10 protein-coding genes and 1 other RNA gene are annotated in these 12,622 nt (G+C 63.5%); 1 reads left to right on the forward strand and 10 read right to left on the reverse strand.

Going from position 1 to position 12,622, the window contains the following annotated elements:
• Positions 1-46 precede the first annotated feature (46 nt).
• From XaplCFBP3123_RS06330 to XaplCFBP3123_RS21480, 9 genes are all read right to left on the reverse strand, one after another.
• On the reverse strand, positions 47-2,374 hold the full coding sequence (locus XaplCFBP3123_RS06330) for an EAL domain-containing protein (RefSeq protein WP_104533321.1): 2,328 nt from the start codon (positions 2,372-2,374) through the stop codon (positions 47-49).
• 6 nt (positions 2,375-2,380) lie between these two features.
• Entirely contained in the window at positions 2,381-3,457 is a 1,077-nt protein-coding gene (locus XaplCFBP3123_RS06335; RefSeq protein WP_104533322.1) for a protein-glutamate methylesterase/protein-glutamine glutaminase, read from the reverse strand.
• Entirely contained in the window at positions 3,454-4,050 is a 597-nt protein-coding gene (cheD, locus tag XaplCFBP3123_RS06340; RefSeq protein WP_104533323.1) for a chemoreceptor glutamine deamidase CheD, read from the reverse strand. The genes XaplCFBP3123_RS06335 and cheD overlap by 4 nt, the downstream gene beginning before the upstream one ends.
• Positions 4,047-4,916 (reverse strand): CheR family methyltransferase, encoded by an 870-nt coding sequence (locus tag XaplCFBP3123_RS06345; protein ID WP_104533324.1) that lies wholly within the window; start codon positions 4,914-4,916, stop codon positions 4,047-4,049. Before XaplCFBP3123_RS06345 ends, cheD begins: the two co-directional genes overlap by 4 nt.
• Before the next feature lie 206 nt (positions 4,917-5,122).
• On the reverse strand, positions 5,123-7,495 hold the full coding sequence (locus XaplCFBP3123_RS06350) for a methyl-accepting chemotaxis protein (RefSeq protein WP_172453129.1): 2,373 nt from the start codon (positions 7,493-7,495) through the stop codon (positions 5,123-5,125).
• Positions 7,496-7,579: 84 nt separating this feature from the next.
• Positions 7,580-7,963, reverse strand: a complete 384-nt coding sequence (locus tag XaplCFBP3123_RS06355) for a hypothetical protein (protein ID WP_003486337.1) — start codon at positions 7,961-7,963, stop codon at positions 7,580-7,582.
• A gap of 171 nt (positions 7,964-8,134) precedes the next feature.
• A complete protein-coding gene (locus XaplCFBP3123_RS06360) occupies positions 8,135-8,620 on the reverse strand; it encodes a chemotaxis protein CheW (RefSeq protein ID WP_104533326.1) in 486 nt (161 codons plus the stop codon).
• A 131-nt stretch (positions 8,621-8,751) separates the two neighbouring features.
• Positions 8,752-9,537 carry a flagellar brake protein gene (locus XaplCFBP3123_RS06365; protein WP_172453130.1) on the reverse strand — a complete coding sequence of 262 codons (786 nt, stop codon included), beginning with the start codon at positions 9,535-9,537 and terminating at the stop codon, positions 8,752-8,754.
• A 135-nt stretch (positions 9,538-9,672) separates the two neighbouring features.
• Positions 9,673-9,846, reverse strand: a complete 174-nt coding sequence (locus tag XaplCFBP3123_RS21480; protein WP_172453128.1) for a hypothetical protein — start codon at positions 9,844-9,846, stop codon at positions 9,673-9,675.
• Between XaplCFBP3123_RS21480 and XaplCFBP3123_RS06370 the strand changes: the two genes are divergently transcribed.
• Positions 9,838-9,914: non-coding RNA, sX9 sRNA (locus XaplCFBP3123_RS06370), on the forward strand. The two genes, XaplCFBP3123_RS21480 and XaplCFBP3123_RS06370, sit on opposite strands and share 9 nt — an antisense overlap.
• Positions 9,915-10,069: 155 nt before the next feature.
• On the opposite strand, the gene XaplCFBP3123_RS06375 is transcribed toward XaplCFBP3123_RS06370, so the two are convergent.
• The gene (locus XaplCFBP3123_RS06375; protein WP_104533328.1) at positions 10,070-12,328 is read right to left on the reverse strand and encodes a methyl-accepting chemotaxis protein; all 2,259 of its coding nucleotides are present in this window, start codon (positions 12,326-12,328) and stop codon (positions 10,070-10,072) included.
• Between the last annotated feature and the right edge of the window lie 294 nt (positions 12,329-12,622).

The following is a 12,622-nucleotide window of genomic DNA, read 5'->3' on the forward strand; positions in this document are numbered from 1 at the left end:
CCGATGTCACATGTCTCGTCATTGGGTAGCGTTGATCAGACCATCCCTAAGGCTGCGCGCCCAACCAGGCTTCCAGTGCTGCCGCCGGCAAAGGCCGCGAGAACAGATAGCCCTGTAGCACTTCGCAGCCGAGGTCGGCGAGGAACAGGCGCTGTGCTTCGTTTTCCACGCCTTCGGCAACCACGTGCTTGCGCAGATGCTCGCCGATGCGCAGCACCGAGGTGGTGAGGGCGCGAGCGTCTTCGCTGTGTTCGATATCGCGCACGAAGCTCATGTCCAGCTTGAGTTCGTCGATCGGCAGACGATGCAGATGGCTCAGGCTGGAATAGCCGGTGCCGAAGTCGTCCAGCGACAACGAGATGCCGGCTTCGCGGATGGCGTGCAGGTTTTCCAGCACGCCGGGTTGCCCGGAGAGCATCACGCTCTCGGTCATTTCCAGCGTGAGGTCGGAGGGCTGCGCACCCATGTCGGCGATCAGGCGCAGCAGGTCGCTAAGCATGCGCGGGCTTTCGAAGCTGCTTGCCGACAGGTTCACCGACACGCGCGACACCGGCACACCGCGTTTGCGCCAATCTGCGATCTGCCGGCAGGCGCTGCGCAGCACCCAGTCGTTGAGCTGCGGCATCATGCCTTGCTCTTCGGCAACGGGCAGGAAACGCGTTGGCGAAATGGCGCCCAGTTGCGGATGATTCCAGCGCAATAGCGCTTCCACGCCGTACAGCGCATGCGGCGCGGCGCTGTGCAATTGCGGTTGATAATGCAGTTGCAGTTGATCGCGGCCGATGGCCTGACGCAGCTCCGCTTCCAGCGCAACGCGTTCCTGCGCCATGCGGTTCATGTCGGAACTGAAGAAGCGGAACCGTCCGCCGCCTTCCTGCTTGGCGCGATTCATGGCCAGATCGGCATGCCGCAGCAGGATGTTGATGTCGCGCCCGTCCTCGGGAAACATCGCCACGCCGATGCTGGCCGACGGATGCACCGTCATGTGCCCGACCGGCAGCGGCCTGGCAATGGTGCCCAGCACACGTTCTGCGGCGGCACTGGCCTGCTCGGCGCTGCATTGCGGCAGCGCGAGCGCGAATTCGTCGCCGGTCAGGCGCGCCAGCATGGAGGTGGCGGCCAGTTGTTCGCCGATGCGCAAGGCGATGTCGCGCAGCAGGCCATCGCCGGCTGCATGGCCCTGGCTGTCGTTGATCAACTTGAAGCGGTCGATGTTGATGAACATCAACGTGGCCGGTTCGCCGGCATATTCGGCCTGCGTCAAGGCTTGCTCGGCGCGTGCGCTGAACATGATGCGGTTGGGCAGGCCGGTCAGCGCATCGTAGAACGCGAGTTGATGCACGCGTTGGCGGATTTGTTCGCGCTCCAGTGCCAGCGTGCACAACTGCTGGCACAGATCGGTGAGGCGTACGTGCCAGGCATCGGCACGCTGCGCCTTGCGGTAGTACAGCGCGAAGGTGCCGAGCACGCGTGCGCTGTTGGAGCGGATCGGCGTGCTCCAGCAAGCACGCAAGCCCATCGGCAGCAACAGGTCGCGGAATTGCGCGAACAGCGGGTCGGTGGCGATGTCTTCCACCATCACCGCGCGGCCGCGCCAGGCGGCGGTGCCGCAGGCGCCTGCGCCCGGCGCGATCTTCAGACCGTTGACCGCATCGGCATACTCCGGCGGTAGGCTGGGTGCAGCCAGCGAATGCAGGCAGCCTTGATTGTCCGCGCTCATGACCGTGGCCAGCACGTCCGGTGCGATCCGCTCGACCTCGGTGCAGATCAGCGTCATGACCTCGATCAGCGGCCGCTCCTGCACCAAGGCCTCGAGCACGCGGTGCTGCAGCACCTCATGCATCTTGGTGTCGGTGATGTCGGTCAGCACCGCCACGTAATGCGATGGGAGATGCCTGGCGTCGTAGATCGGATTGAAGTTGAGCGAGATCCACAGCGGCGTGCCGTCCTTGCGATACACCAGCAGGTCGGCCTGAGTCTGCTGCAGCGCGTCGGCGCGGTCGCGGATGCGCGCCACTTCGTCCTGGTCGCTTTGCGCGCGGGTGAGCACGTCCGAGGGGCGCTTGCCGACCAGTTCGGCTTCGGTGTAGCCGAACATGCGCTGGAAACCATCGTTGGCGTAGAGCAGACGCGATTGCAGATCGCAGATCAGGATCGCAGTGCTGCTGCCGTCCAGCGCTTCGGCCAGTAGCCGCGAGCGCGTGGCGTTGGGATGTTCGTCAGGCCTGGTCATACCAGCGGTGACTGGGCCGGCCTTGATCGTCCTGGGGGGTGTCGCGTGATCTGCCGGCGCATCCGCCGTCGTCGGCGACGTGGTTTCCGCGACGCCGGGAACCGCCGCCTGGTCGGTCGGATGCGGGGGACGGGCGTTCATGCCGGATCAGCGTCTCTGCACCGCCAGCGCGATCAGGCGCTCGGCAACGCGGTCCAGCGGCACCACTTCCTGCGCGGCACCGAGTTTGTAGGCGGCTCCCGGCATGCCCCAGACCACGCTGCTGGCTTCGTCCTGCACCAGCGTGGGCGCACCCGCCTGCAGCATTTCCAGCAGACCGCGCGCGCCGTCGTCGCCCATGCCGGTGAGTATGGCACCGACCGCATTCGGGCCGGCGTTGGCGGCGACGGAGCGGAACAGCACGTCCACCGCCGGCTTGTGGCGATTGACCGGCGGGCCGTCATCGATGCGGCAGCGCCAGCGCGCGCCGTCGCGGATGATGCGCAAGTGCTGGCCGCCCGGCGGCAGATAGGCGTGGCCAGGCAGGATCGCCTCGCCATCGCTGGCTTCGCGGACCGACATCGCCGAATGGCGATTGAGGCGCTCGGCGAAGGCGGTGCTGAAGCTGGCCGGCAGATGCTGGGTCATCACCACCGCCGGCGCATCGGCGGGCATGTGTTCGAGCACCACGCGCAGGGCTTCGGTGCCGCCGGCAGAGGCGCCGATGGCGATCAAGCGGTCGGTGGTGCGGAAGCGCAGCGCGCTGCCGGGCACCGGCGCGGACTGCATGTCCAGGGTGACCTTGGGCGCGCTGGGACGATTGAGCGCGCTGACCTTGGCCTTGGACGCCATCTTGACCTTGCTGACGATTTCTTCGGCATAGCCTTCCAGCCCGCGTGCGACGTCGATCTTGGGCTTGGAGACGAAATCTACCGCGCCCAGCGATAGGGCCTGCAAGGTGGTGTCGGCGCCACGTTCGGTCAGCGATGAAATCATCACCACCGGGGTGGGGCGCAGGCGCATGAGGTTTTCCAGAAACACCAGGCCGTCCATGCGCGGCATTTCCACATCCAGCGTGATCACGTCCGGATTGAGGCGTTTGATCTTTTCGCGCGCCAGGATCGGGTCGGCGGCCGAGCCGATCACCTCGATGCCGGCATCGCGCGAGAGGATTTCGGTCAGTATCTGGCGTACGACCGCCGAGTCGTCGACGATCAATACACGCACAGGAGTTTCCAGCGTCATTCGAACAACTCCACTCCACCGGTCACCGGTGCTTTGGACAGACGGGCGCGCACGGCCGATTCGGCTGCGGCGACTTCGGCTTCGTGTGCATGTGGCAAACGCTGCACGACCACGCGCCCGGTCGTCGGGAAGAACCACACCTTACGCGGATGGATGCCGCACAGATCTTCGGCAAGGATGGGAATGTGTTCGTCCTGCAGGTACTGGCGCACGAACTCGGCGTTGCGGGTGCCGACCGGGTTGCTGGTGAAGCCCTTGAGCACGTTGGCTCCACCGAAGACCTTGGCTTCGATGCGTTTGCGATGCGCGCCGCGCTTGAGCATGTCGTTGATCAGCAACTCCATCGCATAACTGCCGTAACGCGCGGGTGCGCCATCGCCGACCTTGCCTTCAGGCAGCAGGAAGTGATTCATGCCGCCGATCTTCAGGACCGGATCGCGCAGGCAGGCAGCAACGCACGATCCCAGGGTGGTTGTCAATGCGGTGTCGTCGTCCACCACCAGGTATTGGGTGGGCAGTAGCTTGGCGGTGATGGTCTGGAACCGCGAGTCGCGGTAGCGCATGACATCGTCGACCTGCACGGCGGTACTCATGCAGACGCTCCCGCGCGCGGGCTACGCCGATACAGCGTGCGCCCGCACGGCTGGATCAGATCGGCCGCGTGCAGGTAGTTCTCCGAGTGCCCGGTATAGAGCAGACCGTCGTCGCCCATGTGGCTGACCAGCCGCGACAGGATGCCGCGCTGGGTCGGTTTGTCGAAATAGATCATCACGTTGCGGCAGAACAGCGCCGCGTACGGGCCGCCGACGTCGTAACGCGGTGCCAGCAGATTCAACTGACGGTATTCGATGAGTTGGCGCAACGCCGGAATGACCCGGCACTTGCCTTCGTTGGGGCCGCTGCCGCGCTGGAAATACTTGCGCTTGATCGATGCGTCCAGCGAGGCGACGCGGTCGACGGCATAGACGCCGCGCGAGGCGGTTTCCAGCACCTGGGTATCGACGTCGGTGGCGACGATGCTGACCGGCGGGGTCAACGTGCCGAAGGCTTCGCAGGCGGTGATGGCGATGGAGTAGGGCTCCTCACCGGTGGAGGCTGCGCACGACCAGATCTTCAACGGCGCCTGCGAGGCGCGCTTTTGCAGTTCTTCGCGCAGTTTGTCGAAGTGGTGCGGCTCGCGGAAGAACGAGGTGAGGTTGGTGGTCAGCGCGTTGGTGAACGCCTGCCATTCCTCTTCGTCGGTGCCTGCTTCCAGCTGGTCCAGATAGTCGCGGAAGGAGCGCAGACCGAGCACGCGAAGACGACGCGACAGCCGGCCATACACCATGTCGCGCTTGGCCGGAGCCAGGGCGATGCCGACACGCTGATAGATCAGGTCGCAGACGCGCTTGAAATCGCGGTCGCCAAAATCAAATTCGCGTGTGTCTGAAGCGGGAGTCGAAGTGGTCGTCATATTCATACGCGTCGTGAGCTATGACTGGATATCGGCCACGTGGTCATGCAACTGAAGCACCAATCGTGCATTGCAGACAGTCGGGTCCGATGGCGGTACCCGGCGCCGCGTAGGCGGCGCGATCGGACCCGACGGCGGGACGGCGTGCGCTGCGCCGACTGCAGAGACACAAAGCCCCGGCAGTGCCGGGGCTTTGCGGGGACAACGTTGGATCAGAACTCTTGCCAGTTACCGTCGGCCAGCGCGGCCTGCGGCTTGGTCGGCCGCGACGATGTGGCCGCTGCACGCGCAGCCGGCTTGGCTGCGGACTTCAGTGCAGGCGGACGCGAGGCGGACGGGCGCGCGCGCGCGCCCGGGGCGGCCGGCTCGTCCAGCTTGAACACCGACACCGCTTCGGCCAGGTGGCCGGCCTGCTCTTCCATCGAGCGTGCGGCCGCAGTGGCTTCTTCCACCAGGGCGGCGTTCTGCTGGGTGGTTTCGTCCATCTGGGTGATGGTCTGGTTGACCTGCTCGATGCCGGCCGACTGTTCCTGCGAGGCAGCAGAAATCTCGCCCATGATGTCGGTGACGCGCTGCACGCTGGCCACGATCTCGGCCATGGTCGCACCGGCCTTGCGCACCAGTGCCGAACCCTCGGCCACCTTGTGCACGGAGTCGTCGATCAAGCCCTTGATCTCCTTGGCGGCACCGGCCGAACGCTGTGCCAGCGTACGCACTTCCGAGGCGACCACGGCAAACCCGCGGCCCTGCTCGCCGGCACGTGCGGCTTCCACCGCCGCGTTCAAGGCCAGGATGTTGGTCTGGAAGGCGATGCCGTCGATCACCGAGATGATGTCGGCGATCTTCTTGGACGAGGCCTCGATGCCGGACATGGTGGTGACCACCTGCGTGACCACGTCGCCGCCCTGCGAGGCCACGCCGGTGGCGCCGATGGCGAGCTGGTTGGCCTGACGGGCGCTTTCGGCGTTCTGCCTGACGGTGGAGGTGAGCTCCTCCATCGAGGCGGCGGTTTCTTCCAGATTGGCAGCCTGCTGCTCGGTACGATGCGACAGGTCGCTGTTGCCGGAGGCGATCTCGCCGGCGGCCGAGTTGATCGCCGTGGACGAGACCTTGATGCGTCCGACGATGTCGGCCAGCTGCTCGGCGGTGCTATTGGCATCGTCACGCATCTGCGCGAACACGCCACTGAATTGGCCATGCATGCGCACGGTCAGGTCGCCACGAGACAGGGCCGACAGCAATGCGGAGATCTGTTCCAGGCTACCGGCGTTGGCATCCAGCAGGCCGTTGAGCTGCTGGGCCAGTTGCAGGAAGAAGCCCTGCTTGCCGTCGGTTTCCACCCGGCCGCTCATGTCGCCGCTGGCAGCGGCATGCACGATGCGGGCGACTTCTTCTTCGACCTGGACTTCGATGGTGCGGTCGCGCCATTCGCAAACCTCGCCGGTACTTTCGTCCTGCTCGTTCTTGATGACGGTGATGGTCTGCATCATCACGAACTCGCCGTAGCGCTCTTCGAAGCTGGTGATACCGTCGCGTTCCAACGCTGCGATGCCTTTGCGCACGGTCGATTCGGACAGGCCGAGATAGCTGATGTGCTGACCGATGATCTTGCTGGCTTCAAAATCGGGCGAGGACAGACGGATGTTGCCTTCGTATTGCGTGACCAGCTTCTGAAACGCCTCGTTGGCGTAGATCATGACCCGATCGGTGTCGGTGATGAAGGTGCCGGTGGAGGATTTGTCCAGCGCGGTACGGATACGCAGATTTTCGTCGGCGATCTTCTGATCGCGTTCGATACGCTCCTTCAGGTCGTGCTGCATACGGTACATGGAACGCATCAGTTCGCCCACTTCGTCCTGGCCCTGCACATTGATCTGGCCATCCAGCTTGCCGCTGGCGATTTCGGTGGCGGTGGATACCGCGCGGCGCATGCTCTTGACGATGGAGCGCGCGAACAGGAACGCAAGGCCCAGGCCGCCAGCGACGCCGATCAACACCACCAGGACGGTCAGCGAGACAGATGTCGCGTGGACGGTTTCGGCCTTGTGCTTGGCCGCCTGTGCCAGCCGATTGTCTTCGGCGATCAATGCAGCCAGCGAATCCTTGGCCTTGTTGTGCAGCGTCCGCGTCTCACCAACGAAGGTGTCGATGGCATCGTCAGGCAGGTTCAGTTCGAGCATCTCGTCGACGCTTGCGTAGGAAGCGGAAGCCTTCTTCCAGTCCACCACGAAGTTATTGAACAGCTTCTTCTGTTGCTGACTTTCGATCAATCGCGGATAGTTGCCGATCACGTCTTCGATCTGCTTGTGCAGCTTGCCGATGTCGGCCTTTGCATCCAGTTTGACCGAGTCGCTGGCGCGCACCAGGCTCTGATAGGACGCAATGCGGAACTCGCCGAGCATGCCGCGCAGATCGCCCGCTTCGCGCACGCTGGACATGGTATTGCCGGCCAAACCGCTGGTGACGTTGCTGAGCGAGGCCAGACCCGCATAGGCGATGATCCCCTGCACCAGCATGATCAGCAGCACGATGCCGAACGCCAGCATCAGCTTGGGCATCAATTTGAGATTGTTGATCCATTGCATTGACACGATTCCCCGGTAGAAGTCAGTGCGCATAACCGCAAACGGCAGAGCGCCACGCGCGAGGCGTGGCGATCTGCGCGGCGATTACTTGATGGTGGCAAGCTTCAGGCTGGCCGGCGAGCTGACTTCGATTTCGGCACGCGAGCTGTCGCGCTGGATCTTGCCGAGCACACAAACGTCCTTGCCTTCCAGGGTTTCCGGGGCAAAGCTGAACTTGCCGCGATTGGCGCCGTCGATGCGGGCCGAGAAGGTGTGACGCGGGAACATGCCGCCCATGTACAGGAAGGTGGGTTCACCTTCCGAGCTCTGGGCGTACTTGGCTTTTTCGACCTTGCCGCACACCATGCCGTCCTTGCCGACGAAACGGGTCGCCATTTCCGGCGGAATCATTTCCTGCGACTGAGCCGACAGCGTGGGAGCTACGATCACGAGAGCAGCGACGGGGAGGAGCGAGAGCAGGAACTTCATTGGGATTCTCCAGAATCAAAAGTCGAACGGTGACCCGTTTGTGTACGCGGGCTTCTATTCAGCTATCGGCTAGCCGCCGTTCAACTTGAATCCGAAAAATGTGATTTGTATCTCACTTCAACTTCGTTGTGCGTCTCGTGTCGGGACGCTCCCGACACCAGATGGTCTGAATCAGGCTGCTTCTTCGGCCAGCTGCTGCTGCCCGAGTTCGGCGCTGTCCAGCAGGGTCTCGATATCCAGCAGGATCAGCATGCGATCGTCCTGGGTGCCGATGCCCGAGATGAAGCGGGTGTCGACCGAGGCGCCGAATTCGGGGGTGGGGCGGATCTGATCGTCGTTGAGCGGAATCACGTCCGAGACGCTGTCCACCACGATGCCGACCACGCGGTCTTCGACGTTGAGCACGATCATCACGGTGAAGGCGTCGTAGCGCGCTTCTTTCAGGCGCAGCTTCAGGCGCAGGTCGATCACCGGCACGATGGTGCCGCGCAGGTTGATCACACCCTTGATGTAGTCCGGTGCGTCGGGCAGGCGGGTGACCGAATCGTAACCGCGGATTTCCTGCACCTTCAGGATGTCCACGCCGTAATGTTCTTCGCCCAAGGCGAAGCTGAGGAATTCACCACCGGTGCCGGTGGTCGTGCTTTTGTCGTTCATGGAAACTCCGGGCGTTGCGGCTGAGTGTCGGATTGCAGCTATAAGAACAGCATGCGGATGAGGATTGCCCTAGCAACATCGGCGCAGTGCAGGGCAACTTTAGCTGTGCGCCATGACTGGTGCGGATGGGTTCAGAACATGCCACTCTTGCGCGCATTGCGCTGGCGGTCGACCCGGAAGATGTAGCGCTGGATGGTCTCGTCGGCGCCGCGAGGCAGGTCGCTGAACTGCATGCCGACGCGGAAACCTTCGCTGCCGTTGGGCAGGGTCTGCTTGTATTGGCTGCACACCGTCAGTGGCAGGGTGATCGGCGCCGTGTCGGGCAGCTGCAGCGTGCAGTGACGGTAGGTGCGCTGCGGTTCGAGCAATGGCATGCCATCGGCGAGCGAGACCGCCAGGCCGCCGCTGCTGATATCGATCACGCGCAGCTGCAGATTGAAAGTGCCGCCCTGTACCTCGTCCTGGCGAACGATGCAGATGGGCGAGTCGGTGATCGGCGTTTCCAACCGGTACGACTCGCGACGCTGCATGTGATACATCGCCTCGGGCAGTGCGGCGCGGAAGGCGACATGGATGTCGCGCTCCAGCCGGTCGGGCGTTTCCAGGCGGAAGCGGATGTTGACCCTTTCCAGTTGCGCGTAGCACAGCAGGTACCTGGCCTCCTGGATGGCGCGGTTGGAGGACTCGTTATGGCTGCCGTCCAGCATCACGCAGTCGTCGTCTTCGTCCACCTCGAGCACGGCGGTGGGCACGGCCATGTCGCGCCCGGCCACATGCATGGTCACGATGGCGCGCTGGTCGAGCAACTGGCGCAGCAGGCCGCGGATCTGCCGTTTGTTGCGCAACAGATAGCGCTCGTCATCTTCGGCAGGGTGATCGGCGTCGTGATCCAGCTCTGAGGTATCGCCTTGGGACATGGGCACAAGCACAGTAGATGCGGGAAGACGCTTGAACGGTTGTCCCGGCGTCGTCTTGATATCGGCGGCAAAGCGAAATCTTTAAGGGCGGCTGACAAAAAACTGCTGCGTGACGTCTTGCTTGCTTTAGGCGTTCTACTGTGTGGTTTCGTCCATCTGGGTGATGGTCTGGGTGACCTGGGCGATGCCAGCGGCCCGCTCGCGTGAGGCGCTGGTGATCTCGCGCATGATGTCGGTGACGCGTTGCACCGAGCGCAACCCCTGTTGTCCGGGCGGGCGCGGCCGGTGCTCGGAATCGGCATGTACCACTCTTGCACTCCGGTTCTGAGCGCGGCGCACGCACTCACCTGACAACCGCCCGCTACGTTTCGGTAGCCGCTCTTGGATGGTCAAAGCCAGCAGGCGCGTGGTAGCGATTTGGGGTGGCAAAAAAAAGGGTCGCTTCCCCTCGCAAGGAAGCGACCCGCAAGACCCGCGCACAACGGATCCAACTACACCCGCATTGTGTTTCTCCACTGCATGAAGGCGCTGCTCAGAACTCCTGCCAGTCGCTCTGATCGACCACCGTCGCCGATGTGCCGGTAACGGCGCGACGCGGAGCCGACACGGCGCCGGCACGTGCCGCCGGACGCGGTGCCGAGCGTGCGTTGGCAGGCGCCCTGGCGATGGCCGACAACTGGCGCGCCACCGGTGCGTGTTCGGCAACCTTGAACACGGCGACCGCTTCGGTGAGCTGCTGGGCCTGCTCTTCCATCGCACGTGCGGCGGCGGTCGCTTCTTCCACCAGCGCGGCGTTCTGCTGAGTGGTTTCGTCCATCTGGGTGACGGTCTGGTTGACCTGCTCGATGCCCGAGTACTGCTCCTGCGATGCCGAGGAGATCTCGCTCATGATGTTCGTCACGCGCTGCACGCTGGCCACGATTTCGGCCATGGTGGTGCCGGCCTGATCGACCAGGGTTGCGCCCTGGGTGACCTTGTCGACCGAGTCGTCGATCAGGTGCTTGATCTCCTTGGCGGCACCGGCAGAGCGTTGCGCCAGGGTGCGCACCTCGGAGGCGACCACTGCGAAACCGCGGCCTTGCTCACCGGCACGCGCCGCTTCCACTGCGGCATTCAAGGCCAGGATATTGGTCTGGAAGGCGATACCGTCGATAACGCTGATGATCTCGGCGATCTTCTTCGACGAGCTCTGGATGTCGGACATGGTGGTGACCACCTTGGCCACCACATCGCCACCTTGCGAGGCCACCGCCGCCGCGCCGATGGCGAGCTGGTTGGCCTGGCTGGCGTGTTCGGCATTCTGCTTGACGGTGGAGGTGAGTTCTTCCATCGAAGCGGCGGTTTCCTCCAGATTGGCGGCCTGTTGCTCGGTGCGCTGCGACAGATCCTGGTTGCCGGAGGCGATCTCGCCCGATGCCAGGCCGATCGCGTCGGCAGCGGTCTGGATGCGGCCCACGATGCCGGCCAGCTGTTCGGCGGTGGCGTTGGCGTCGTCGCGCATCTGTGCAAACACACCCTGGTACTGGCCACTCATGCGCGCGGTGAGATCGCCTGCGGCGATCGACTGCAGCAGGCCGGACAGCGACTGCAGATTGCCGTCGGCAGTGGCCATCAGGTGATTGAGGCTTTCCACCATGATGCGGAAATCGAACTGGAACTGCTCGGCATTGCCGCGCGCGGTGAAGTCGCCGTTGGCAGCGGCCTGCGCCAATTGCTTGATCTCCGTGTTCATCGTCGACAGGTTCAACTTGACCTGGTTCATCGCAGTGGTGATGGCGGCTTTCTCGCCCGGCAGTTGCGGCATGTCCTCGGTGAGGTCGCCGATCGCATAGCGTTCCACCAGATGGATGGTCTGCGTCTCTAGCCTGATGTGCGCGGCGACCAGCTCGTTGGTGTCCTTGGCCATGCGACCGAAGTCGCCCGGGAATGCACCGGCATCCATGCGGAAGCTGATCTGGCCATCGTCATGGCGCTTGGCCATGTCCAATTGCGCACTGATCAGGTTGCGCACCTGGCTCTGCATGCGGTCCATTGCATGCAACAGGCGGCCGGTCTCGTCGTTGGCCTGCGTCCTTACATCGTTGTCGAGATTGCCGTCGGCGATCGCCTCGGCGGCGCGGGTAGCCTGGGCCAGCGGGCGCACCAGGCTGCGGGTGATCAAAAGCGCCAGCAAACCGCTGATCAACACGACCGCCAGGCCGCCGCCGATCAGCATGCTGCGCCCGTGGTCCATCGAGGTGTTGGCCGCAGCGTACGCTTCCAGACTGCGGTGTCGCTGCAATTTGGCGTAATCGGCGATGGCATCCTGCCAGCGCTGGGTGGCGGGACCCGAACTCTGCATCAACACCTCCAGCGCTGTGTCGCTCTTCCCGGCCAGCCCGAGATCGATGACCTGCTGGTTCGCGCTTCTTGACTTCTCACGGGCCTGGTCGATCCGGTTGCGAATCGCTGTGCCTTCAGCCGTTGCGGGAAAAGCGTAAAGCTTTTCGCGTTCCTGGTCATAGTGCAGGCGCTGCTGGCCGATGATGTTGGCAAAACGCAGATTATCTTCTTGCGACGTCGGTAACACGATGTTGCGCAACTGCACCGCGATGACCGAGCTGGCGTTGGTCATTTCCTGGGCATGTTGGATCATCGTGATATTGCGGTTGACGATGGTATTGAGAGACGTCCGCGCCTGCGCAAGGGTGTATACGCCGGCAACCACCAGTGCGCACGACAGCAGGATGAGTGTGCCGAAGGCGAAGGTTAGTCGCTTGCCGACGTTGTAGCGTTGAAGAAGGGCGATCATGTTGGGTCTCAAGGCAGCTGGCAAAAATGGGCGATGCGCGTCGGCTCGTCCGCGCGCTGGTCGATACGTGGAGCTAGCCAAGGCGGGCAACCGTCAGGCCGATCCATCGGTGCCTGTGATGCTTCGTCTATGGACTATCGATTGCACGACAGCCACGCGGGCTTGTGGTCTATAACGGTCAGAATCGTCATTGCTTGACTCGCCAATCCGGCTTCTGTATATCGCGGCGTCACCAAGGTGACGCTGATGTGTACGAGCTATCGGAAAGCGCCGATACAGCGGCGTGCGCAAGGT

It is taken from the genome of Xanthomonas arboricola pv. populi (genome assembly GCF_002939945.1).
Classification (GTDB): domain Bacteria; phylum Pseudomonadota; class Gammaproteobacteria; order Xanthomonadales; family Xanthomonadaceae; genus Xanthomonas; species Xanthomonas arboricola_A.

Bases quoted from the DNA above. Each gene is read 5' to 3' on its own strand.
- XaplCFBP3123_RS06345 (WP_104533324.1), bottom strand. From the start codon at position 4,916: ATGAATATGACGACCACTTCGACTCCCGCTTCAGACACACGCGAATTT.
- XaplCFBP3123_RS06350 (WP_172453129.1), bottom strand. From the start codon at position 7,495: ATGCAATGGATCAACAATCTCAAATTGATGCCCAAGCTGATGCTGGCG.
- XaplCFBP3123_RS06375 (WP_104533328.1), bottom strand. From the start codon at position 12,328: ATGATCGCCCTTCTTCAACGCTACAACGTCGGCAAGCGACTAACCTTC.
- XaplCFBP3123_RS06355 (WP_003486337.1), bottom strand. From the start codon at position 7,963: ATGAAGTTCCTGCTCTCGCTCCTCCCCGTCGCTGCTCTCGTGATCGTA.
- cheD (WP_104533323.1), bottom strand. From the start codon at position 4,050: ATGAGTACCGCCGTGCAGGTCGACGATGTCATGCGCTACCGCGACTCG.
- XaplCFBP3123_RS06335 (WP_104533322.1), bottom strand. From the start codon at position 3,457: ATGACGCTGGAAACTCCTGTGCGTGTATTGATCGTCGACGACTCGGCG.
- XaplCFBP3123_RS06360 (WP_104533326.1), bottom strand. From the start codon at position 8,620: ATGAACGACAAAAGCACGACCACCGGCACCGGTGGTGAATTCCTCAGC.
- XaplCFBP3123_RS06365 (WP_172453130.1), bottom strand. From the start codon at position 9,537: ATGTCCCAAGGCGATACCTCAGAGCTGGATCACGACGCCGATCACCCT.
- XaplCFBP3123_RS06330 (WP_104533321.1), bottom strand. From the start codon at position 2,374: ATGAACGCCCGTCCCCCGCATCCGACCGACCAGGCGGCGGTTCCCGGC.